This window comes from Microbacterium sp. 10L49, from assembly GCF_056395125.1.
Map to the genome: position 1 here is coordinate 85,640 of NZ_JBFTIW010000001.1, position 22,011 is coordinate 107,650.

General features: G+C 69.3%; 21 protein-coding genes. 18 read left to right on the plus strand and 3 right to left on the minus strand.

All coding sequences use genetic code 11. The features are described 5' to 3' along the window. Positions 1-91 precede the first annotated feature (91 nt). Both pknB and AC1DCT_RS00435 read right to left on the minus strand, forming a co-directional pair. Positions 92-2,020 (minus strand): Stk1 family PASTA domain-containing Ser/Thr kinase, encoded by a 1,929-nt coding sequence (gene pknB / locus AC1DCT_RS00430; protein ID WP_477426934.1) that lies wholly within the window; start codon positions 2,018-2,020, stop codon positions 92-94. Positions 2,021-2,111: 91 nt separating this feature from the next. Beyond that, positions 2,112-3,134, minus strand: coding sequence for a LysM peptidoglycan-binding domain-containing protein (locus tag AC1DCT_RS00435; protein WP_441978092.1), 1,023 nt, complete (start codon positions 3,132-3,134; stop codon positions 2,112-2,114). Between the two features lie 173 nt (positions 3,135-3,307). On the opposite strand from AC1DCT_RS00435, the gene AC1DCT_RS00440 reads away from it, so the two are divergent. Then, complete coding sequence (locus AC1DCT_RS00440; protein ID WP_441978093.1) at positions 3,308-3,658, plus strand: Rv2175c family DNA-binding protein; 351 nt, start codon at positions 3,308-3,310, stop codon at positions 3,656-3,658. 86 nt (positions 3,659-3,744) lie between these two features. On the opposite strand, the gene AC1DCT_RS00445 is transcribed toward AC1DCT_RS00440, so the two are convergent. After that, a complete protein-coding gene (locus AC1DCT_RS00445) occupies positions 3,745-4,830 on the minus strand; it encodes a polyprenyl synthetase family protein (RefSeq protein WP_477229277.1) in 1,086 nt (361 codons plus the stop codon). Between the two features lie 136 nt (positions 4,831-4,966). On the opposite strand from AC1DCT_RS00445, the gene AC1DCT_RS00450 reads away from it, so the two are divergent. From AC1DCT_RS00450 to AC1DCT_RS00530, 17 genes are all read left to right on the plus strand, one after another. Then, a complete protein-coding gene (locus AC1DCT_RS00450; RefSeq protein ID WP_440731430.1) occupies positions 4,967-5,338 on the plus strand; it encodes a DUF3040 domain-containing protein in 372 nt (123 codons plus the stop codon). 262 nt (positions 5,339-5,600) lie between these two features. Further along, positions 5,601-6,032 carry a division/cell wall cluster transcriptional repressor MraZ gene (gene mraZ, locus AC1DCT_RS00455; RefSeq protein WP_440731431.1) on the plus strand — a complete coding sequence of 144 codons (432 nt, stop codon included), beginning with the start codon at positions 5,601-5,603 and terminating at the stop codon, positions 6,030-6,032. 108 nt (positions 6,033-6,140) lie between these two features. Continuing rightward, on the plus strand, positions 6,141-7,094 hold the full coding sequence (gene rsmH, locus AC1DCT_RS00460; RefSeq protein WP_441978095.1) for a 16S rRNA (cytosine(1402)-N(4))-methyltransferase RsmH: 954 nt from the start codon (positions 6,141-6,143) through the stop codon (positions 7,092-7,094). Then, positions 7,091-7,666, plus strand: a complete 576-nt coding sequence (gene ftsL, locus AC1DCT_RS00465) for a cell division protein FtsL (RefSeq protein ID WP_441978096.1) — start codon at positions 7,091-7,093, stop codon at positions 7,664-7,666. The genes rsmH and ftsL overlap by 4 nt, the downstream gene beginning before the upstream one ends. Before the next feature lie 59 nt (positions 7,667-7,725). Next, a complete protein-coding gene (locus AC1DCT_RS00470; protein ID WP_441978097.1) occupies positions 7,726-9,504 on the plus strand; it encodes a peptidoglycan D,D-transpeptidase FtsI family protein in 1,779 nt (592 codons plus the stop codon). A 55-nt stretch (positions 9,505-9,559) separates the two neighbouring features. Beyond that, complete coding sequence (locus AC1DCT_RS00475; RefSeq protein ID WP_441978098.1) at positions 9,560-10,972, plus strand: UDP-N-acetylmuramoyl-tripeptide--D-alanyl-D-alanine ligase; 1,413 nt, start codon at positions 9,560-9,562, stop codon at positions 10,970-10,972. Continuing rightward, complete coding sequence (gene mraY, locus AC1DCT_RS00480; RefSeq protein WP_440731436.1) at positions 10,969-12,084, plus strand: phospho-N-acetylmuramoyl-pentapeptide-transferase; 1,116 nt, start codon at positions 10,969-10,971, stop codon at positions 12,082-12,084. The genes AC1DCT_RS00475 and mraY overlap by 4 nt, the downstream gene beginning before the upstream one ends. Then, positions 12,081-13,637 carry a UDP-N-acetylmuramoyl-L-alanine--D-glutamate ligase gene (murD, locus tag AC1DCT_RS00485; RefSeq protein WP_477426937.1) on the plus strand — a complete coding sequence of 519 codons (1,557 nt, stop codon included), beginning with the start codon at positions 12,081-12,083 and terminating at the stop codon, positions 13,635-13,637. The genes mraY and murD overlap by 4 nt, the downstream gene beginning before the upstream one ends. Next, entirely contained in the window at positions 13,600-14,832 is a 1,233-nt protein-coding gene (locus AC1DCT_RS00490; protein WP_440731438.1) for a peptidoglycan glycosyltransferase FtsW, read from the plus strand. The genes murD and AC1DCT_RS00490 overlap by 38 nt, the downstream gene beginning before the upstream one ends. Then, positions 14,829-15,902, plus strand: a complete 1,074-nt coding sequence (gene murG / locus AC1DCT_RS00495; RefSeq protein ID WP_441978100.1) for an undecaprenyldiphospho-muramoylpentapeptide beta-N-acetylglucosaminyltransferase — start codon at positions 14,829-14,831, stop codon at positions 15,900-15,902. The genes AC1DCT_RS00490 and murG overlap by 4 nt, the downstream gene beginning before the upstream one ends. Positions 15,903-15,969: 67 nt before the next feature. After that, positions 15,970-17,370 (plus strand): UDP-N-acetylmuramate--L-alanine ligase, encoded by a 1,401-nt coding sequence (gene murC / locus AC1DCT_RS00500; RefSeq protein WP_440731440.1) that lies wholly within the window; start codon positions 15,970-15,972, stop codon positions 17,368-17,370. Between the two features lie 239 nt (positions 17,371-17,609). Continuing rightward, positions 17,610-18,404 carry a cell division protein FtsQ/DivIB gene (locus AC1DCT_RS00505; protein ID WP_441978101.1) on the plus strand — a complete coding sequence of 265 codons (795 nt, stop codon included), beginning with the start codon at positions 17,610-17,612 and terminating at the stop codon, positions 18,402-18,404. 166 nt (positions 18,405-18,570) lie between these two features. Next, complete coding sequence (gene ftsZ, locus AC1DCT_RS00510) at positions 18,571-19,734, plus strand: cell division protein FtsZ (protein WP_477426938.1); 1,164 nt, start codon at positions 18,571-18,573, stop codon at positions 19,732-19,734. Beyond that, positions 19,731-20,414 carry a YggS family pyridoxal phosphate-dependent enzyme gene (locus AC1DCT_RS00515; protein ID WP_441978102.1) on the plus strand — a complete coding sequence of 228 codons (684 nt, stop codon included), beginning with the start codon at positions 19,731-19,733 and terminating at the stop codon, positions 20,412-20,414. The genes ftsZ and AC1DCT_RS00515 overlap by 4 nt, the downstream gene beginning before the upstream one ends. A gap of 39 nt (positions 20,415-20,453) precedes the next feature. Continuing rightward, positions 20,454-20,954 carry a cell division protein SepF gene (locus AC1DCT_RS00520; RefSeq protein ID WP_477426939.1) on the plus strand — a complete coding sequence of 167 codons (501 nt, stop codon included), beginning with the start codon at positions 20,454-20,456 and terminating at the stop codon, positions 20,952-20,954. 42 nt (positions 20,955-20,996) lie between these two features. After that, the gene (locus AC1DCT_RS00525) at positions 20,997-21,263 is read left to right on the plus strand and encodes a YggT family protein (RefSeq protein WP_477426941.1); all 267 of its coding nucleotides are present in this window, start codon (positions 20,997-20,999) and stop codon (positions 21,261-21,263) included. A gap of 168 nt (positions 21,264-21,431) precedes the next feature. Beyond that, a complete protein-coding gene (locus tag AC1DCT_RS00530) occupies positions 21,432-22,007 on the plus strand; it encodes a DivIVA domain-containing protein (protein WP_440731446.1) in 576 nt (191 codons plus the stop codon). Positions 22,008-22,011 lie beyond the last annotated feature (4 nt).

Genomic DNA, 22,011 nt, shown 5'->3' on the forward strand with positions numbered 1-22,011 from the left:
GGGTGGCCCCGCGGATCGCGCGGTCTCGCGGGTGTCATCCGGTTCGCGGACCACTCGACCACTCCACCACGCGCATGGCGGGCGTCGTCGGTCAGCCCGAGACCTTCACCCGGATCGTCGAGTTCTTGTCGACGCTGACGCCGGCCTTCGGATCCGTCCCGGTCACCTGGAACAGGCTCCACGCGATCTCGGGAACGCTCGTCTGCGGGTTCAGGCCCGCGTTCGTGAGGGTCTGCATGGCCTCGGCGAGGTTCTTGCCGACGACGTCGGGCACCGTGACCGGTTCCGGTCCCTTGGACACGTTCAGCACAATCGTGTCTCCGGGGCGCCAGTTGCCGCCGCCTTCGCGGTCGCCGATGCCGATCACGCGGCCCTTCGGCACGCCGTCGCTGTACGAGGACACCGAGCCCGCGTCGACGCCGAGTCCCACGGCCTTGAGCTTGTTCGTGGCGTCGTCCACCGTGAGGCCCGACACGTCCGGGACAGGCCCCAGTGACGTCAGCAGGCGGATCTGATCGCCCTCGTAGATGCTGCAGCCCTCGCCGCACTCGTAGCCGGCGGCGCCCGAGCGAGGCGTGACCTCCGCGTTGATCACCAGGCCGCTGTCGGCGCCGGAGAACAGGGCCACGGAGTCCTGCAGCTTCAGGTGCAACGGCGCGAGTGCCTTCTTCGCCTGATCCTCGGTCATCGCGTCGAGCTTCGGGATGTCGTGCTTGGCGGGCCCGGCGGAGATCAGCACGCTGACGCGGGCCTTCTTGTCCACGCGGGAGCCCGCGGCGGGATCCGTGCGGATCGCCTGCCCCTGCGGCACATCGAGAGAGTTCTCACTGCCCTGGACGGGGGTGAGCCCCTCCTTCGTGATCGCCGCTGCGGCGACCTCCCAGGTCTTGCCTGCGACCCCCGGCACCGAGATCTTCGAGCCGGGACCGGATCCGAACCACCAGCCGGTTCCGCCGGCCAGGACCGCCAGCAACAGCACGAGCACCAGCAGCAGCGCACCTCGCGAGCGCCGGTGCGCCGTACGGCGACGCAGCAGCGTCGCATTGTCCAGCGGCGCCTCCGCCGCCGGGGCCGGGGCGGTCGTGGTGGGGAGGCCTGGCAGCACCAGGGTCTGATCCCCGGTGTCGCGCATCGGCACGACCGTGGTCTTCGCGGTCGTCGGGGCGGGGGTGACGCCCAGTTCGCGCTCGATCACGCGCAACCGGTCGAGCATCGCCTGTGCGTCGTCCGGCCGCTCGTCCGGCGTCTTCTCGGTCGCCCACAGCACGAGCTCGTCGAGCTGCTCCGGCACACCGGGATTGCGCACGCTGGGGCGCGGTACCGAGTCGGTCGCATGCTGGAATGCGATCTGCATGGGCTGTTCGCCCTTGTAGGGCTGCTCGCCGACGAGCATCTCGTACAGCATGATGCCGAGCGCGTAGATGTCGCTGCGGGCGTCCGCCGTGCCGCGCGTCACGAGCTCGGGTGCGAGGTAGGCGATCGTGCCCATCAGCTGCGCGCCCGAGGCGGTGTTCGCCGTGGTTGCACGGGCCAGGCCGAAATCGCCGATCTTGATCCGGCCGTCCTCTGCGAGCAGCACGTTCTCGGGCTTGACGTCGCGGTGCACGATGCCGGCGCGGTGCGCGGCGGCGAGGCCCGAGAGCACCGCGTCCATGATCGTGATGGTCTGCGGGACGGTGAGCCGGCGCTGCTCCCGCATGAGTTCGCGCAGCGTGATCCCGGGCAGGTACTCCATCACCAGGTAGGCGAGTTCGCCGTCCTGGCCCTGGTCGAAGACGTTGACGACGTGCGGGTCGGCGAGGCGCGCGGCCGCGCGCGCCTCCTGGATGAAGCGGCTCTGGAACACGGAGTCGTCGCTGAGGTGACCGTGCATGACCTTGAGCGCGATGCGCCGTTCGAGCCGCAGGTCGGTGGCGACGTACACGGTGGCCATGCCGCCACGCGCGATCCGTGCGCGGACCCGGTAGCGACCGTCGACGAGCCGCCCGATGAGGGGGTCGGCTTGTTGGCTGGTCGTCACGACAAGAGTCTATGGAGAACTCGCTGAGAGCCCGGGGAACGGCTCGCGTGCGCGTGCTTTTCCGTTCGTGGGGAGCGGATCCCGCGGTGACTCAGCCGAGTGCGGCGAGCCAGCCGTCCGCCTGGGGCTCCCACAGCCCATAGCGGGCGGGGAACGCGGAGATCTGCACGTCCTGTGCGGCTTCGCTGAAGCCGAGGCCCTCCCAGCCCGGGATGTCCAGCAGCCCGTTCGTGTGCGGGGTGCCCAGGTAGAAGGCCCTGATCGCGTAGTCCGCATCGGCGATCTGCTCCGGCGTGCCCCAGCCCGTGCTCGGGCGCTGCTGGAACAAGCCGATCGAGTCGCGATCCCCGGACGGCGTGTTCACCAGGCCGGACTCGACCATCGCCGTGGCCAGGGCGATGGCGATGCCGCGGTCGCTCACGCCCAGCTCACGACCGACGCGGATGATGTGCTGCGCGTTGGCCGTCTGCACGTCGTCGAGCACGACCTGCGGGGCGGTGTAGGTGTCCGCTGCGGGCTGGGGTGCGGGATCGACCGCAGCGGGAGCCGGCGCGGGGGCGGAGAAGCGCAGCGTCTGACCCGGGTAGATGATCGAGTCGGGGGAGAGGCCGTTCGCCGCGTAGAGCTCGGCGAGCGTGATCCCGTGCTCGTGCGCGATCGACCACAGCGTGTCGCCGGCGACCACGTCGTAACCGGGGCCGGTGGTGTCCGCCGCGGGAGCGGGCGTCGCCGACTCGGCCACGGCAGGGGCAGGCGCCGGCGCCGTTCCGCCGAGGGAGAGCACTTGGCCGGGGTAGATGATCGAATCGGATCCGAGCCCGTTGGCCGCGTACAGGGCGGCGACAGTGGTTCCGTGGGCCTGAGCGATGTCCCACAGGGTGTCCCCGTCCTGCACGGTGTAGGAGGTGACAGGCACGAGTTCGGCCGGCGCAGTCCTCGCGGCGAGGGCAGCCGCGACCGCGCCGGTCGGCAGCGCGGTCAGGGGAGGCAGAGGGATGCGGGCGGGTGTGTGAGCCTGGGCCGGCGTCGCCACGAGTGCGGTCGCCACGGTGGTCAGCAGCACCGTCGGCACAGTGAGGCCGAGAGCGCGGCGCGGACTGGATGTGGTCGTCATGGATCCCCCGATTCTGACGTCTGGTGCCGGTGCGCCACGTCGCGCATCGGCCCTACGACGGTGTCACGGATGCATATCCAAGTCAACTGAAGTGATGAATGTTAAAGGTGAGATCAAACGGTGAATCGAAGCCCGTGACCTCCGTCCGGCCGCGGGGATGAGAACATTGCTGAGTGTCTGAAACGGAAACGGCGGCCTCCACGGCCGAATGGCTGACCCTCCCCGAACTCGTCGAGATCCTCGGTGAGCCGCTCGGGCGTGTGCACCGGCTCTTCGACGAGCAGCATCTCGTCGGATCGCGGCGCAACGGACCGCTCGCGGTTCCGGCCGTGTTCCTGAAGGATGACCAGCCGATCGGATCGCTGCGCGGCACGATCATCGTGCTCAGGGACGCCGGGTTCAGCGACGACGAGGTGATCGACTGGCTGCTCGCCGAGGAGGAGTCGATCGGTCGCGCCCCGATCGCCGCTCTGCGCGACGGCCACAAGAGCGAGGTGCGCCGGGTCGCACGCGGTCTGGCCTGATCCCACGGGCTCGCGTTCGGCCGCCCGCGTACTGATCTCGGTCGACGCGGTGGTCGGCGGGATCGTCGGGCAGCACCCCGCCGGAATCAGGCCGTGCGCTGAGTGGCGTCGCGGGCGAGTCCGCGCAGCAGCTCGAGCGCTCCGGCATCCAGTGGCGCTTCCTGCAGCGCCGCTTCGCCCGCCTCGGCGTACTCCACGATGAGCTGCTCCATGCGAGCGAGCGCTCCGGATTCCATGATGATGGCCTGCAGGCTCGCGATCTGATCCGCGGTGAGCTGCGGGTCTCCCAGCAGCTCGTCGACGAGACGCCGCCCTTGCGGCGCCAGAGCCTGGCGGGTCCATGCGATGAGCAGGGTGCGCTTGCCCTCGCGCAGGTCGTCGCCGGCCGGTTTGCCGGTGACCTGCTCGTCGCCGAAGACGCCGAGCACGTCGTCGCGCAGCTGGAACGCCATACCGAGCGGATGCCCGAACGCGCGCAGCGCGGCCTGCTGCGCCCGATCGGCACCAGCGATCACCGCCCCGATCAGCAGCGGCTGCTCCACGCTGTATCGCGCCGCCTTCAGCGAGACGACGCGCAGGGCGCGTTCGGAATGGCCGTCGTCGGCGTTCACGCTCCATGCCGACTCCTCGGCGATGTCCAGGAACTGCCCGATCGTGACGTCGCGGCGCATCCGGGCGTATTCCGTGCGGACGGCGTCGGCGTGCGGATTCGCCGAGATCCCCGCTTCCAGCAGGTCGTCGCTCCACGCCACGAGCAGATCGCCGAGCAGCACGGCGGCGGCGCGGCCGAATTCCACGGCGCTGCCGCTCCACCCCTGTCCGACGTGCGCGGCCTCCAGCGCTCGATGTGCGGACGGCCGGCCCCGGCGGGTGTCGGAGTTGTCGATCAGGTCGTCGTGCACGAGCGCGGCCGACTGGAACACCTCGAGTGCCGCGCAGGCGTCCCAGAGCGCGGTCGGCGCAGCGTCGATCCCGTTGAGGCCGGCGACCGAGGCCCATCCGGCATGGCAGAATCGCGCACGCAGGCGCTTGCCCCCGCGCAGCGTCGCCTCGGCGGATGAGACGAAGGCTGCGGCATCGGGGCCGTACGTCGCGGTCTCCTCGCGCACCCGGGCGACGAAGGCGTCGAGACGAGCGGAGACCTGGTCGATCACAGCGGTTGAGGATGCCACTGGATCAGCCTACTCAGCGCCACCGTACGGAACCGGACCGCTTTCTGCAGGGTGATGCCCAACTCCCAGGCGAATCCCTACCCTGGGGCATCCCGGCACGCGTAGACTGGGTGGAAGACCACCCGAGGGGGATGAAATGCCACTCTCCGAACAGGAGCAGCGCCTGCTCGATGAGATGGAGCGCCATCTCATGCAGAACGACGCCGACGTCGTTTCCGCGCATGCAGGAGACCGCGCGCTCAGCTATCGCAATCTCATCTACGGAGCCGTGCTGCTGCTCGCCGGCGTCGGCGGCCTGATCGTGGGCGTCGTGGTGGGCAACATCGGCGGGATCATCATCGGCGTGGTGGCGTTCGCCGCCATGCTCGGCGGACTGATGCTCGCCCTGACGCCGGTCCACCACAGCGTCGGAGACGACGGGGCGCCCGGCACCAAGAGCAAAGAACCGTCCCCGTCGTTCATGGATCGCATGAACGATCGGTGGGACCGTCGGCACGAGGAGCGCTGACCTCGTCACCATGACCTTGTGAGGGTCCGGACGCCTCGGCGTCCGGACCCTCTGTCGTCCCCCGGCTGTCCATTCGCCCGGAGTCCTCCTCTGTCCTCCACCATCCCCTCCACTTCACTCCACAGGCCCTCGTTCCGCATGATCTCGCGGATCGGGGGCCTTCTTCGTGCTCTGCCCCTTGCTTTCCGAGACAGGAATAGGTATCGGAATGGAGGGAAGTGGAGTAAAGTGGAGGAAACGGCGGCGAAAGGGGGATAGGCGCATGTTGCTCGGCACGCATTCCCCCAAGCTCGACGACAAGGGCCGCGTCATCCTCCCCGCCAAATTCCGCGAGGATCTGGCCGGCGGCATCGTCGTCACCCGCGGACAGGACCGCTGCCTGTACGTGTTCAGCACCGCCGAGTTCGAGAGCGTGCACGAGCGCATCCGTCAGGCGCCGCTCGCGAACAAGGAGGCACGCGCCTTCCTGCGCATGTTCCTCTCGGGAGCGAGCGCCGAGATGCCGGACAGCCAGAACCGCATCACCATCCCCGCCCACCTGCGCACCTACGCAGGCCTCGGCAAGGAGCTGGTGGTCACCGGCGTCGGCGCGCACGCCGAGATCTGGGACGCGGCCGCGTGGAACGCGTACGCCGAGGGGCACGAGGACGCCTTCGCCGAACTCGAGGAGGAGGTGATCCCCGGCCTGTTCTGAGCCGACCCCTGACTGTGACTCCCAGCCGCTCCCGCCCCGGCGCACCTTCCCCGGTGCCGGGTCGAGCGGATGGGGATCAGGGTCAGGGACCGGAAGGCCGAAGGAACCATGGACATCCGTCGCATACACACCCCGGTGATGCTCGAGCGCTGCGTCGAGCTGCTTGCTCCTGCGCTGCAGCACGACGGGGCGGTCCTCGTCGACGCCACGCTCGGCATGGGCGGGCACTCCGAGGCGTTCCTCGAGCGCCTGCCCAACATCCGGCTGGTCGGCCTCGACCGCGACACCGACGCGCTGCGCATCGCAGGGGAGCGGCTGGCCCGCTTCGGTGATCGCGTGACTCTCGTGCACACCGTCTACGACGCGATCGGCACTCACGCCCAGGGTGCGTCGGGGATCCTGTTCGACCTCGGTGTCTCCTCGCTGCAGCTGGATGAGGCCGAGCGCGGCTTCGCCTATGCCAAGGACGCGCCGCTGGACATGCGGATGGATCAGTCGAGCGGCGTCACCGCCGCCGAGGTGCTCGCCACCTACAGCGAGGGCCAGCTGCGCCGGATCTTCGAGCGCTACGGCGAGGAGAAGCTCGCCGGACGCTACGCCCGGGCGATCGTGCAGGCACGCCAGACTGCGCCGCTGGAGCGCTCGGGACGCCTGGTCGAGGTGCTGCAGGACGCGACCCCTGCTGCGGTGGCGCGCGCAGGGCACCCGGCGAAGCGCGTGTTCCAGGCGCTGCGCATCGAGGTGAACCGCGAACTGAACGTGCTCGCGGACGCGATCCCCGCCGCCATGGACGCCCTCGTCCTGGGCGGGCGCATCGTCGTGATGTCGTATCAGTCCCTGGAGGACCGGCTTGTCAAGCACGCGTTCGCCGCCGCCTCCGCCTCGACGGCTCCCGCCGGACTGCCGGTGGAGCTGCCGGAGCACGCACCGCGGTTCAAGACCTTGACCAAGGGTGCGGAACTCGCCGACGAGGAGGAGCGCGCCGCCAACCCCCGTGCCATCCCGGTGCGCCTGCGCGCTGCAGAACGTGTGAGAGACGATCAGAGGAGGGCCGCGCGATGAGCCTGGCCGAGAACGCCCTGCTGCAGCCCGAGTTCGACGAGCCGCAGCGCTCGCGGCACCTCCAAGCGATCGAACGCCCCTCCCGACGCCGCCGTCCACGTCTGGCGTACGCCATCGTCGCCCTCGTCGGAGCGGCCCTCATCGCCGGCGCGCAGATCGCCCTGACCATCGCGACCACGCAGGATTCGTTCGCGGTCGCGAAGCTGACCCAGCAGAACAAGCAGCTCACCTGGCAGGCGCAGGCCGCCGCGCAGGACCTCGACGGGATCAGCTCGCCGCAGTCCCTCGCCGCGGAGGCGAGCAAGCTCGGGCTCGTGGTCGGCGGCAGCGCAAGCTATCTGCGGCTGAGCGACGGCGGAGTCATCGGCGCCGCCGGGGCTGCGCCGTGGGCCTCCACGGTCAACCCCACCGGCTCGAACGCGGTGCCGAACGCCCTGGTCCACGACACGCCGCCCGCCACCGCGACCAAGCCCGGGGGTGCAGGCGTAGAACCGAAGGCACAGGAGACCGCTCCCGTGCAGGCGGAGGCTCCGCCGACGGCCGAAGGCCTGCCGAGCCCGACCATCCGCTGACCGAGCCGCCGGCTCTCAGCCCAGACGATGACAGACCGCGAGCCCCGGACGGAGATCCGATGACACCCCGAGCCAGCCGGACCCCGCGCCGGCGGACCGTCCTCGCCCTCGCTGTGATCCTCGCGGTCATGTGCGGCTTCCTGGTGCGCCTCGTCGACATCCAGGTGGTCAGCGCGTCCGCCACGGTCAAGCAGTCGGTGAAATGGAGCCTCGGCAGTACGCGAGAGATCGACGGGGCCCGGGGGAAGATCGTCGACTCCAACGGCACCGTGCTCGCTGAGAGTCAGCTCGTCTACGACCTTCAAATGGATCCCTACACGATGACGCAGCTTCAGGAAGCGAAGACCAAGCCCAAGCTGCCCTGGGCCAAGGCTTCCGACAAGATCGCTGCCATCATCGGCGAGAGCGGTGACGCGATCCGCAAAGAAGTAGCGGATGCACTGAAGGCGAACCCGGAATCGCAGTACGTGATGCTGAAGCGGGGACTCAGCACGGACCAGTTCCTCAAGCTTCGTGCCCTCGACCTGGCCTATCTCTGGCCGATGCCGCGGTCCGTGCGGGTGTATCCGAACGGCGCCGTCGCGGGCAACCTGATCGGCTTCATCGCAGGCAATGGCGACAAGGAGGGTCTCGAGGAGGCCCAGAACCAGTGCCTGAGCGCGACGAAGGGCCAGGAGACCTACCTGCAGGGCAAGGACGGCGTCGTCATCCCCGGTAGCCAGAGCGAAACGCCGGCGGTCGACGGCGGGACCGTGCAGCTCACGATCAACACCGAGCTGCAGTGGTATCTGCAGCAGATGATCTCCGAGGAGGTCAAGGCGCAGGCGGCGAAGGCCGGCACCGTGACGGTCGTCGAGGTCGGCACGGGCAAGATCCGCGCCGCCGCCGAGTTCCCGACCGTCGACCCCAACGACCCCGGCGCCGCGAACCCCGAAGACCGCGGATCGCGGATCTTCTCGACGAGCTTCGAGCCCGGATCCACATTCAAGGCCATCACGGCGGCTTCTGTCATGGAGTACGCGAACGCGAACGCCTCGACCAGGATCACGGGCGCCTCCAGCCACGAGGAGTTCCCGAACGGCGCGGTGATCAACGACGCGTTCGAGCACCCGGCCTACGACTACACGCTCGCGGGTGCCCTCATCGACTCCTCGAACGTGGCGCTGTCGAAGTTCGGCGACATGGTCACCGACCAGCAGCGCTACGACGAGCTGGTCAAGTTCGGAGTGGGCAGCAAGACTGCGATCGACTTCCCCGGCGAGACTTCCGGAGTCATCCACCCGGTCAAGGACTGGGACTACCAGTCGCACTACACGACCACGTTCGGCCAGTACTACACCGTCACCGCTCCGCAGGTCGCGAGCGCATACCAGGCCATCGCGAACGGCGGGGTGAAGGTCCCGCTGTCCCTGGTGGAATCCTGCACCGACGCGTCGGGCAAGGTCACCGAAGCGCCCGCCCCGAAGCCGCAGCGCGTCTTCGATGCGGCCAAGGACGCCGAGCTCAGCCGCATGATCGAGAACGTGGCCGAGCAGGGCAGCGTCTCGGACCTGATCAAGGTCCCCGGCTACCGCATCGCCGCCAAGACCGGAACCGCCCAGAAGCCCGATCCGGAGACCGGCGCTTACAAGGAGGGGATCTACTTCACCAGCATGGTGGGATACGCCCCTGCCGACCACCCGGAGTACGTCGTCGTGGTCACCCTCGACGAGCCCACTAGGGTAACCTCGTCTGCGGCCACCGCGCCCGCCTTCCAGAAGGCGATGACGCAGGTGCTGAAGACCTATCGCGTGCAGCCCTCCACCACACCCATGGAACCGCTGCTGCCCAAGTACTAATGATGGCCGCCGTCGCTTCGGAGCGATGGCGTCGCCCTCGGAGGATCCCATCCCCATGATCGCTCTGTCTCTCGCGGAGATCGCCGAGATCGTCGGCGGCGACTTGCGCCCCGCCGCAGGTCACGATCCCGCATCGATCGTCTCCGGCGTCGTCGACACCGACTCTCGTCAGATGTCGCCCGGCGGCATCTTCGTCGCCAAGCCCGGTGAGCAGACCGACGGCCACCGGTTCGTGGGCGCCGCGATCGAGAACGGCGCCGTGCTGGCGCTCGTCGAGCACGCCGTCGACGAGGCGATCTCGCAGATCGTCGTGCCCGATGTCGTCGACGCCATCGCGGAGCTGGCCCGTGCGGTCGTCGCCAAGGTGCGGGCGGCAGGCGACCTGCGCATCGTCGGCGTCACCGGATCCAACGGCAAGACCACCACGAAGAACTTCCTCGCGCGGATCCTGCAGGACGAGGGCGAGACCATCGCGCCGATCGCCTCCTACAACAACGAAGTCGGCGCGCCGCTCACCATGCTGCGGATCACCCCCACCACCCGCTTCCTGGTGTGCGAGTTCGGCGCCAGCGCGCCGGGCGAGATCGCGCGCCTGGCCGGGCTCGTGACTCCCGACGTCGTGATCGAGCTCATGGTCGGACTCGCGCACGCGGGCGGTTTCGGCGGCATCGAGGAGACGGCACGGGCCAAGGCCGAACTGGTCGAGGCTGCGGCCCACGGTGGCACCGCCGTGCTGAACCTCGACGACCCGCGCGTAGCGGGCATGGCGCCGCTCGCCGAGGAGCGCGGCCTGCGGATCGTCGGCTTCGGCCAGACCCCCGCGGCAGACGTGCGCGCGGCCGAGATCGACGTCACCGCATCCGGGACGTCCTGCATCGTGCACGTGGACGGGCAGGCGCTGCCGCTGCGTCTGCAGGTGCTCGGCGCGCACCACGTGAACAACGCGATCGCGGCGATCGCTGCGACCGGCGCACTCGGCGTCGCGCCTGCCGACGCCATCGCGCGCCTGGAGACCGTGCAGCTCGCCGAGCGGTGGCGCATGCAGCCCATGGGCGGCGCCGACGTGCGCATCATCAACGACGCGTACAACGCGAGCCCCGACTCCATGGCGGCCGCGCTGCGCACCCTCGCGCAGATCACCGGTCCGGACGAGCGCACCGTCGCCGTGCTGGGCGCGATGAGCGAGCTCGGCGAGACGGCCGGCGACGAGCACGACCGGATCGGGCTGCTCGCCGTGCGCCTGAACATCCAGCGCATCGTCGTGGTCGGCGCGGAGGCGCGCCGGCTCTACCTCGCGGCCGTGGGCGAGGGCTCGTGGGACGGTGAGGCCGTACATCTCGCCGACGCCGACGCCGCCTTCGAGTACCTCCGGGGTGAGCTGCGCCCCGGCGATCGCGTGCTCGTGAAGTCGTCCAACTCCGCCGGACTCCGGTTCCTCGGCGATCGTCTGGGAGAATCGTTCTCGTGAGATCCCTGCTTACCTCCGCCGCGATCTCCCTCGCGTTCACGCTCCTGCTGACGCCGGTGTTCCTCCGGCTGTTCCGGAAGTGGGGCTGGGGACAGGTCATCCGCACGCCGGAGTCGATCAGCAACCCCAGCCACCAGGCCAAGCGGGGCACGCCGACCATGGGCGGCGTCATCTTCATCCTCGGCACCGTCGTCGGCTACGGCGTCGGCACCTTCACCGGCGGGAGCTATCCGACGGCCTCCGGGCTGCTCGTGATCTGGCTCATGCTGGGCTTCGGCGCGGTCGGCTTCATCGACGACTACATGAAGCTGCGCCGGCGCAACAGCCTCGGACTCTCGGGCTGGCGCAAGATCGTCGGGCAGGTGCTGGTCATGGTGCCGTTCGGCATCGTCGCGCTCACGGTGCGCAGCCCCTCCGGCAACACCCCCGCGAGCGGTTTCGTCTCGCTCTTCCGCGACATCCCCGTGCTGTGGTTGTTCGCGCTGGGCCCCATCGTCGGCTGGTTGCTGTACTTGCTCTGGATCTCGCTGATCGGCATCGCGACCTCCAACAGCGTCAACCTCACCGACGGCCTGGACGGCCTGGCGGCCGGCTGCGCCGTGTTCGTGATCGGCGCCTACAGCCTGATCTCGTTCTGGCAGTTCAAGCAGTCCTGTGCCGCTGAGTCGCTGTCGCCGTCGTCACTGGCAGGCTGCTACGACGTCGCGCATCCGTTCGACCTCGCCGTGATCTCGGCATCGTTCGTCGGCGCGCTGATCGGTTTCCTGTGGTGGAACGCGCCCAAGGCGAAGGTCTTCATGGGCGATGTCGGATCCATGTCCATCGGCGGCGTGATCGCGGCGCTCGCGATCCTCACCCGCACCGAGCTGCTTCTCCTGCTCCTGGCGGGCGTCTTCATCATCGCCTCCGGTTCGGTGATCGTGCAGCTGGCCTACTTCAAGCTCACCCGCGGCAAGCGCCTGTTCTTGCAGAGCCCGTTCCACCATCACCTCGAGATGCGCGGCTGGCCCGAGGCCACGATCGTGGTGCGGATGTGGATCATCGCCGGTCTGCTCTCCGTGTCGGCGTTCGGCCTGTTCTACGTCGAGTGGCTGCGGCTGACCAGCTCATGACCCGTGATCTCGATGTCCTGACCAGCTGGCACGCCGACTGGCGGGGCCTGCGGGTCGCCGTGCTCGGCCTGTCCGTGACCGGGTTCTCGGTCGCCGACACCCTGACCGAGCTCGGCGCGGAGGTCCTGGTGCTTTCCGAGAGCGCCACCGAGGAGTACGAGCGCCTGGTGCCGCTGATCGGCGCCCAGCTGTGGATCGGCGATCTCGGATCCGTTCCGGAACAGCTCGTCGAGTTCGCGCCGGAGGTCGTCATCGCCTCGCCGGGCTTCGCGCCCGCACATCCCGTGATCGCGTGGATCCGCACGCAGCCGATCGCTCTGTGGGGCGACATCGAGCTCGCCTGGCGCGTGCGGGACAAGGTCCTCCGCGACGACGGCACACCCGCGGAGTGGGTGCTGATCACAGGGACCAACGGCAAGACCACCACGACCCAGCTCACTGCGACGATGCTCGTCGCCGGCGGTCTGCGCGCCGCCCCGTGCGGCAACATCGGCGTGCCCGTCCTCGACGCGGTGCGCGACCCCGGCGGCTTCGACGTGCTCGTGGTCGAACTGTCCAGCCACCAGCTCTGGTACCTCGGGCGCTCCGACCCCGCAGGGCAGCCGGTGCCGTGGACGGCCACGTGCCTCAACCTCGCGGACGACCACCTCGTGTGGCACGGCAGCGCCGAGGCGTACCGCGATGCCAAGGCGGTCGTGTACCGCAATACGCGCGTCGCCTGCGTGTACAACAAGGCCGACGCGGCCACGCAGCGCATGGTCGAGGACGCCGACGTCATCGACGGCGCCCGCGCGATCGGATTCGGGCTGGGGATCCCGGGGCCCAGCGACCTGGGCGTTGTCGAGGGCATCCTCGCCGATCGCGCGTTCCTCGACGACCGCCATCACAGCGCCCTCGAGCTCACGACCGTGGCGGATCTCGCCGCGCACGGATTGAACGCCCCGCACATCGTGCAGAACATCCTCGCCGCGGCGGCGCTCAGCCGGTCGCTCGGGGTCGAGCCCACCGCGATCAGAACGGCGCTGGACGGATTCCGCCTCGATGCGCATCGCATCGAGGTCGTCGCGCGTTCCGCGGGGATCACCTGGGTGGATGATTCCAAGGCTACGAACCCGCACGCCGCCCAGTCGTCGCTGCGGGCGTTCCCCGGGGCGATCTGGGTCGTGGGCGGGGATGTGAAGGGCGTCGACCTGTCGGAGCTGGTGGCCGGCGCGGGCGCGACCGCTCGGGCGGCCCTCGTGATCGGCGTCGACCGGACGCACCTGCTCGAGGTGTTCGCGCGACACGCGCCCGCGGTGCAGGTGCTGGAGGTCGTCCCCGGCGACACTGAAGAGGTCATGACCCGCGTCGTCGAATTGGCTGCGGGCATCGCCCGGGAGGGGGACACCGTGCTCCTCGCTCCGGCGGCGGCGTCCTTCGACCAGTTCGCGAGCTATGCGGATCGCGGCCACCGCTTCGCCGAGGCGGTGCGGCAGTGGATCGATCAGGGACGGTCGAGCGAGCAGGGGAGCGCCGATGACGCAGGTGGCACCACGCCCGACGCCGGCTCCTGAGCCTCGCGTCGACGGACTCGCCGCGCGCGTCCGTCTGGGGCGGGTCTTCCGCCCCGTGTCCACCGAGTTCGCGCTGATCGCCTCGACGTCGCTGCTGCTGACGGTGTTCGGCCTCGTGATGATCCTCTCGGCCTCGAGCGCGAACGCGGTCGAGGGCGGCCAGGATCCCTTCGCGATCGTCATGACGCAGGCTCTCGTCGCCGCCATCGGCGTCCCGCTCATGTTCCTGATGAGCCGGTTCCCCATCACGTTCTGGAAGCGCACGGCCTGGCTCATCCTGATCGGTGCTGTAGGGCTGCAGATGCTCGTCTACACGCCGCTCGGGTATGCGAACGACGGCAACACGAACTGGCTGAGGATCGCGGGCCAGGTGGTGCAGCCCTCCGAGTTCATCAAGCTCGCCCTCGCCGTGTGGGCCGGCTTCATCCTGTGGCGCAAGCAGGACCTGCTCGGACGCTGGAAGCATGTGTTCATCCCGCTGATCCCGGTCGGCTTCCTCGCCATCGCCGCCGTGCTCGGCGGCAAGGACCTCGGCACCTCGATGATCCTCTTCCTGATCATCCTCGGAGCACTGTTCTTCTCAGGGGTGCGGCTGCGGCTCTTCATCCTGCCGCTGCTGATCTCCCTGGCCGCGGTGCTCGGATTCGCCTTGGCCGACGAGCGGCGGCGCGCCCTGATCCTCGGCGTCTTCGATGCTTCGAACGACACGAGCTGCTATCTGAGCACCTGCTATCAGCAGGTGCATGCGATCTGGGGCATGGCGAACGGCGGCATCTTCGGCCTGGGGCTCGGCAACTCGCGCGAGAAGTACGGATGGCTCCCTGCCGCCTCGAACGACTACATCTTCGCGATCGTGGGCGAGGAGCTGGGCCTGATCGGCTGCGGGCTCGTGCTCGCCCTGTTCGTCCTGTTCGCCGTCGCCGTGTTCCGCATGGTGCGCAAGACCGACGACCTGTTCGTCCGCGTCACCTCCGGCGGCATCGTGGTGTGGATCCTCTCGCAGGCACTCATCAACGTCGGCGTCGTGCTGCGCATCTTCCCCGTGCTGGGCGTTCCGCTGCCGTTCATGTCGCAGGGCGGCACCTCGCTGCTGTCCGTGCTGCTCGCCTGCGGCGTGCTCCTCTCCTTCGCCCGCACGCTGCCGGCGCCCGCGCAGAGGCCGGCCGCAGGCCGGTCCGGTACGCTCCTGAAGTGACCACGTATCTTCTGGCCGGCGGCGGGACCGCGGGCCACGTCAATCCGCTGCTCGCCGTCGCCGACGGCCTGCACGCTCGTGATCCCGAGTCGTCCGTGCTGGTGCTCGGCACCCGTGAGGGCCTGGAATCGCGGCTGGTGCCGCAACGCGGTTACGACCTGCTCACGATCGACAAGGTGCCGTTCCCGCGCCGCCCGAACGGCGCTGCGTTGGCCTTCCCGGTGCGGTTCTCGCGCGCCGTGAAGCAGGTGCGCTCCTATATCCGCGAGCACGGGGTGGACGCGGTGATCGGCTTCGGCGGATACGCCTCGGCACCCGCGTACGTCGCGGCGCGGCGCGAGCGCGTCCCCTTCGTCGTGCACGAGGCCAACGCCCGCCCCGGCATGGCGAACGTGCTGGGCGCCCGCACCGCGGCGGCCGTCGGCGTCGCCTTCCCCGGCACGCCCCTGCGCCGCGGCGAGTTCGTCGGCATGCCACTGCGCCGGGAGATCGTCGACCTGAACCGCTCCGCCCTCCGCACCGAGGCCGCGGCGGAGTTCGGGCTGGATCCCGATCGCCCTGTGCTGCTCGTGTTCGGCGGCTCGCTCGGCGCACAGCGCCTGAACGAGGCGATCGCAGGATCCTGGCAGGACGTCCTCGACACGGGGTGGCAGATCCTGCACGCGACCGGCGATCGTTCCGAGATGTCGGATCCGGGTGCTCCCGGGTACACCATGCGCCGCTACCTGGACCGGATGGATCTCGCGTTCGCCCTGGCGGATCTGGTCCTCTCCCGCTCCGGCTCGGCGACCGTGAGCGAGATCAGCGCCCTCGGCATCCCCGCGATCTACGTGCCCTACGCCGTCGGCAACGGCGAACAGCGGCTGAACGCCGCAGCCGCGATCGATGCGGGCGCCGCCGTGCTGATCGAGGACGGGCAGCTCACTCCCGAGCGCGTGCGGAGGGAGGTGGTCCCGCTGCTGCGGGACACGGATCGCCGTGCGGAGATGAGGCGGGCGGCCGAGAGCGTGGGATCGCGCACCGGGACCGAGGACCTCATCGCGCTCGCCGACCGCGCGCTGGCGCGCTGAGCCCCTCCAGCCCTGACCCGGCGAGCCGGGCGCCGCCCCGCTCGCCCCGACTTAGGATTATTCAGTCATGATCAGACCCGACCTCTCCCTGCCGATTCCGGACGACATCACCGCCGCGCACTTCATCGGCATCGGCGGCTCCGGCATGTCCGGACTCGCCCGGATGTTCCTCGATGCGGGCATCCGCGTCTCCGGCAGCGATCGCGCGGACAGCGCCAACCTGCGGGCGCTCGCCGACCTCGGTGCCGAGGTGCACGTGGGTCATGACGCGGCGAACCTGGGCGACGCCGACACCGTCGTGCACACCGGCGCGATCTGGCCGGAGAACCCGGAGTTCGTTCTCGCCAAGGAGCGGGGACTGCATGTGATCCACCGGTCGCAGGCGCTGCACTGGCTGATCCGCGGGCGCCGCCTCGTCTCCGTGGCGGGCGCGCACGGCAAGACCAGCTCGACGGGCATGATCGTCACCGCGCTGCGCGAGCTCGGCGCCGATCCGAACTTCGTCAACGGCGGCGTGATCGAGCAGCTGGGCACCTCCAGCTCCTCCGGCGCCGACGATCTGTTCGTGATCGAGGCCGACGAGTCCGACGGCACGTTCCTGCTCTACGACACCTCGGTCGCCCTGATCACGAACGTCGACCCGGATCACCTGGACCACTACGGATCCGACGAGGCCTTCCACGAGGCGTTCGTGACCTTCGCGAACGCGGCGGGCGAGGCCGTCGTGATCTCGAGCGATGACGCCGGCGCCCTCCGCGTGCGAGCGGGGATCACGCATCCGAATGTCATCTCGTTCGGGCTCGCGGAGGACGCGGACCTGCGGGTCACCGACATCGTGACCGACGGTCCGGTCGCCGCGACCCTGACCTTGCGCGGCGCCTCCGCCCGCATGCAGCTCGCGGTGCCCGGCGTGCACAACGCGATCAACGCCGCGGGTGCCGTCGCCGTGCTCACGACGCTGGGGTACGAGCTGGCCGACGCCGCTCGCGCCGTCGAGGGCTTCGCGGGGACCGTGCGCCGGCTCGAGCTGCACGGCGTCGCCCGGGGCGTGAGCGTCTACGACGACTACTCGCACCACCCGACCGAGGTGCGCGCTGCACTGGATGCCATGCGCACGATCGTCGGCGACGGCCGCATCATCGCGATCCAGCAGCCGCACACCTATTCGCGTACTCAGCACATGTACCGTGAGTTCGCCGAAGTGCTCGAGACCGGTGCCGACCACACCGTCATGCTCGACGTGTACGGAGCCCGGGAGGATCCGGTTCCGGGAGTCACCGGTGAATTGGTCAGCGGCGCCTTCGCGGACCCGGATCACGTGCACTACGTCGCGGACTGGCAGCAGGCCGCCGACTACACGGCGTCCGTCGCGCGCGAGGGCGACTACGTGATCACGCTCGGCTGCGGCAACGTGTATCAGATCATCCCGCAGGTGCTGGACGCGCTGCGCGCCACCGCCGAGGGCTGACCGTGCGCCGGCCGTCCGCGATCCCCGCTTCGGCGCCTCCGGTCGAGCCGGAGCGTCCCGTTTCGGCAGAGCCGTCAGACGGCCCGTCGGCGCGTGCGTGGGGGCGGCAGACGGAAGTCGGGATCGCCGCGGCGGAGCCTGAGGCGACGTCGACGACGTCGGCCGACCGGAACGCGACGTCGTTGATCCCTCTCGAGCGGGGAGGGGCCGCCGAATCCTCGACGGTGCAGGACCGCGCGGTGGAAGCCGACCGGTCGGCGATGCAGGACGAGGCGCCGCTGACCGCGCGCGACCTCTGGCAGGCGACCCGGGCACGCCGGAAGGCGCTGCGCACGGAGATCCGCCGCTTCACCCAGCGTTCCCGGCGACGCCGCATCGGCTGGATCATCGGCGCCGCCCTCGCACTCCTCATCGTGGGCGGAAGCGTCGGCGCGGCGTACAGTCCGCTGTTCGCGGTGCAGACGATCACCGTCGAGGGGACGAGTTCACTCAAGGCGGGAGACGTGCAGAAGGCACTGTCGGGGCAGGTCGGCCGGCCGCTCGCGCTCGTCGACGCCAGCGCCGTCAAGGCCGCTCTGGTCAGATTCCCGCTGATCGAGACCTACCGTCTGGAGGCGCACCCTCCGCACGACCTCGTGGTTCGGATCGTTGAGCGCACGCCTGTCGGCGTGATCCAGCAGAGTGACGGGCGGTTCACGGTCGTCGATGTCGCAGGGGTCGTGCTCTCGACCAGCGAGGAGCAGCCTGCCGGATACGCGTTGATCGACGTCAGCGGCGGCACGGCGTCCAAGGCGTTCGCGGCGGTCGGCACGGCACTGCGAACACTGCCCGCCGAGCTGCGCGGCCAGGTCGCCGGCGCCGCCGCGTCCACTCCGGATGACATCGTGCTGCAGCTGAACGGCGGCGCCAAGGTGGTGTGGGGGAGTGCGGAGCAGTCCGCGCTCAAGACTCGGTCCCTGCAGGCGCTGATGAAGGCGAATCCGGACGCGGCGTCGTACGACGTGTCCTCTCCGGGCGTCGGCATCGTCGGCTGAGCACGAATATCCGAAACGATCGCGCGCAGGCGCGTGTCGCTTGGCTCCTGCGCGCCGTGTGCCGCTTACCTTCGATCAAAGAGAAAGCAATACCGGGAAATACTTTAACCTTCTGCTTGAGGTTTAAGGTTTCCGGCCCGGGGCTCGACATACATCGGAGGACGGGATGAGCCAGAACCAGAACTACCTTGCCGTGATCAAGGTCGTCGGTGTCGGCGGTGGTGGCGTCAACGCCGTCAATCGCATGATCGATCTCGGCCTGCGCGGCGTCGAGTTCATCGCGATCAACACCGACGCGCAGGCGTTGCTCATGAGCGACGCGGACGTCAAGCTCGACGTCGGTCGTGATCTGACCCGCGGTCTCGGCGCCGGCGCCGATCCCGAGGTCGGACGTCGGGCCGCGGAGGACCACGCTGAGGAGATCGAGCAGGCGCTGACCGGCGCCGACATGGTCTTCGTGACGGCGGGAGAGGGCGGCGGCACCGGAACGGGCGGCGCCCCGATCGTCGCGCGCATCGCGAAGTCGATCGGCGCGCTGACGATCGGCGTCGTCACCAAGCCGTTCTCCTTCGAGGGCCGCCGGCGCCAGTCGCAGGCCGACGCGGGCGTCGCCAAGCTGAAGGAAGAGGTCGACACCCTCATCGTGGTGCCGAACGACCGTCTGCTCGAGATCAGCGACCGCGGGATCTCGATGATCGAGGCGTTCGCCACGGCGGACCAGGTGCTGCTCGCCGGTGTGCAGGGCATCACCGATCTGATCACCACTCCCGGTCTCATCAACCTCGACTTCAACGACGTCAAGTCGGTCATGCAGGGAGCGGGATCCGCGCTCATGGGCATCGGCTCGGCGCGCGGCGCGGACCGCGCGATCAAGGCCGCCGAGCTCGCGGTCGAATCGCCTCTGCTGGAGGCGTCGATCGAGGGCGCGCACGGCGTGCTGCTGTCGATCCAGGGTGGATCGAACCTCGGCATCTTCGAGATCCACGACGCCGCGGATCTGGTCAAGGAGGCCGCGCACCCCGAAGCCAACATCATCTTCGGAACGGTCATCGACGACACCCTCGGCGACGAGGTGCGCGTCACGGTGATCGCCGCCGGCTTCGACAGCGGTGAGCCCACGCTGCGCCTGGACCCGCAGATCTTCTCGCGCACGACCACTCCTGCGGTCGCCGAGAAGCCTGCCGTCGAGGAGCGCGAGGATTCGGCACAGGCCGAGGAGGCGCCGCGCGAGACCGTTTCGGTGTCCGCGCCGTCGATCCTTCCAGTGCACACGAGCATCGAGCCGGCCTTCGACGAGAGCGACCTCGACATCCCCGAGTTCCTGAAGTGAGCTCGGTCGCCGAGCGGCTGTCCGCGATCGATGCAGCGATCGCGGACGCCGCACGGCTCGCGGGACGGGATCCCGCGGAGATCACGCGCATCGTCGTGACGAAGTTCCACCCCGCGTCGCTCGTGAGCGAGCTCTACGGCCTCGGCGTCCGAGAGGTGGGGGAGAACCGCCAGCAGGAGCTCTCCGCGAAGACGGAGGCCCTTGCCGGGCTGGATGATCTGCGCTGGCATTTCATCGGGCAGGCGCAGACGAACAAGGCCGGTGCGATCCGCCGGGCGGCGCAGGTCGTGCACTCGGTGGACCGCCTGCGACTCGCGGAGGCACTCGATCGAGCGGCGACCGACGACGTGCGGCTCGATGTCCTGCTGCAGATCAACCTCACCGACGACCCGGGCCGCGGGGGAGTCCCGCCGGCGGAGATCGAGCGGCTCGCCGAGCAGGTGCTCGCGCTGCCGACGCTGCGTTTGCGCGGCGTGATGGCCGTCGCGCCGCTCGACGAGGACCCGGCTGCGGCGTTCGCCCGAGTGCATGAGTCCGCGCAGCGCCTGCGCACGGTCGCGCCGGGAGCCGATTGGATCTCGGCCGGCATGACCGGCGATTTCGTCGAGGCGATCGCGGCAGGCGCGACACACCTACGCATCGGCACCGCAATCACGGGGGCACGACCCGCACAGGGTTAGCCTCGACACAGAACCACCCCTACACGTTCGGAGGACACGATGGGGAACCCGCTGAAGAAGACCATGGTGTACCTCGGCCTCGCCGATGAGGAAGAGGTCTACGAGGAGACTGCTCCGGCCGCGCACAGCGCTCGCCAGGAGCAGGTCCGGCACGAGCCCGTCCGTCGGGACGAGGTGCGTCGTGAGCGTGATGAGGTCAAGCCGGCTCCGGTCACGCCGCTGCGTCGCCCGACCGCCGTGCGTCAGCCCGCTGCGGGCGTCGTGAACGAGATCCTCACCGTGCACCCGAAGCAGTACCGCGACGCCCAGGTCATCGCGGAGAGCTTCCGGGACGGGATCCCGGTGATCATCAACCTCTCGCAGATGAGCGACGCCGACGCGCGCCGTCTGATCGACTTCGCGAGCGGGCTCTCGCTCGGCCTCTACGGCCGCATCGAGCGCGTGACGAGCAAGGTCTTCCTGCTGTCGCCGGAGAGCATCGCGGTGTCGGGGCAGGGCGGGATGGCCGGGGGCGACGAGCCCGCGCTCGCGCACTCCTGACGCGTGGTGGTGCCGCCCGCGGTCTCCGTGATCGCAGCGATTATGAACATACTGCTGCTGCTGTACCTGCTCACGCTGTTCGCTCGGCTGATCCTGGACTACATCCCCATCTTCAACCGCTCATGGCGCCCCCGTGGTGCCGGACTGATCGCGGCTGAGATCGTCTACACGCTCACCGACCCGCCGATCAGGATGTTCCGACGCCTCATTCCTCCGCTGAGGATCGGACCCGTCTCGCTGGATCTGGGCTTTACGCTCACGATGATCATCGTGCTGATCCTGATGTCGATCACGCGATCCTTCATCTGATCGTCTGTCGCTGTTCATCTGATTGTTCCTTGCCCCCATCTGATCGTCTGTTGCCGCGTGCCGTCGCTGCACAGGGATCGGACGGCTATGCTTTTCTGAAGGTGCACGCCGAGGGGCAGGCGCCATTTCCACCCGGCCACCGAGAACTCATCGAAAGAGGAGCCACCCATGGCACTGACCCCGGATGACGTCGTCACCAAGCAGTTCCAGCACGTCCGTTTCAAGGACGGCTTCGACCCGGACGAGGTCGACGACTTCCTCGACGAGGTCGTACTCGAGTGGCGTAAGGCCCTCGACGAGAACGCGGAGCTGAAGGCCAAGCTGGCCGCCTACGAGTCCGGCGAGAAGGCTGCACCCGCGGCCGAGGCGCCGGTCGCTGCGGCACCCGCTCCCGTCGCCGCGCCGGTCGCGGAGACCGGTGCTCCTGCGGCCGCGACCGCCGGCATCATCGAGCTGGCCCAGCGCCTGCACGACGAGCACGTCGCCGAGGGCAAGTCCCAGCGCGACCAGCTCATCGCGGACGCCAAGGCCCAGGCGTCGAAGATCCTCGCGGACGCCGAGCAGAAGCAGCGCGAAGAGACCGCCCGTCTCGAGCGCGAGCGCAACGTGCTCGAGAGCAAGATCAGCGAACTGCACACGTTCGAGCGGGATTACCGCACGCAGCTTCGCAGCTACATCGAGGGTCAGCTCCGCGACCTCGACGAGAAGGGCGGCCCCAACGGGGACGCCTCCTCCGCGCAGTAAGGAG

Coding starts and splice junctions, on each gene's coding strand:
- AC1DCT_RS00435 (WP_441978092.1), bottom strand. CDS start 3,134: ATGACGACCACATCCAGTCCGCGCCGCGCTCTCGGCCTCACTGTGCCG.
- AC1DCT_RS00450 (WP_440731430.1), top strand. CDS start 4,967: ATGCCACTCTCCGAACAGGAGCAGCGCCTGCTCGATGAGATGGAGCGC.
- mraZ (WP_440731431.1), top strand. CDS start 5,601: ATGTTGCTCGGCACGCATTCCCCCAAGCTCGACGACAAGGGCCGCGTC.
- rsmH (WP_441978095.1), top strand. CDS start 6,141: ATGGACATCCGTCGCATACACACCCCGGTGATGCTCGAGCGCTGCGTC.
- ftsL (WP_441978096.1), top strand. CDS start 7,091: ATGAGCCTGGCCGAGAACGCCCTGCTGCAGCCCGAGTTCGACGAGCCG.
- AC1DCT_RS00470 (WP_441978097.1), top strand. CDS start 7,726: ATGACACCCCGAGCCAGCCGGACCCCGCGCCGGCGGACCGTCCTCGCC.
- AC1DCT_RS00475 (WP_441978098.1), top strand. CDS start 9,560: ATGATCGCTCTGTCTCTCGCGGAGATCGCCGAGATCGTCGGCGGCGAC.
- murD (WP_477426937.1), top strand. CDS start 12,081: ATGACCCGTGATCTCGATGTCCTGACCAGCTGGCACGCCGACTGGCGG.
- AC1DCT_RS00490 (WP_440731438.1), top strand. CDS start 13,600: ATGACGCAGGTGGCACCACGCCCGACGCCGGCTCCTGAGCCTCGCGTC.
- murC (WP_440731440.1), top strand. CDS start 15,970: ATGATCAGACCCGACCTCTCCCTGCCGATTCCGGACGACATCACCGCC.
- ftsZ (WP_477426938.1), top strand. CDS start 18,571: ATGAGCCAGAACCAGAACTACCTTGCCGTGATCAAGGTCGTCGGTGTC.
- AC1DCT_RS00520 (WP_477426939.1), top strand. CDS start 20,454: ATGGGGAACCCGCTGAAGAAGACCATGGTGTACCTCGGCCTCGCCGAT.
- AC1DCT_RS00525 (WP_477426941.1), top strand. CDS start 20,997: ATGAACATACTGCTGCTGCTGTACCTGCTCACGCTGTTCGCTCGGCTG.
- AC1DCT_RS00530 (WP_440731446.1), top strand. CDS start 21,432: ATGGCACTGACCCCGGATGACGTCGTCACCAAGCAGTTCCAGCACGTC.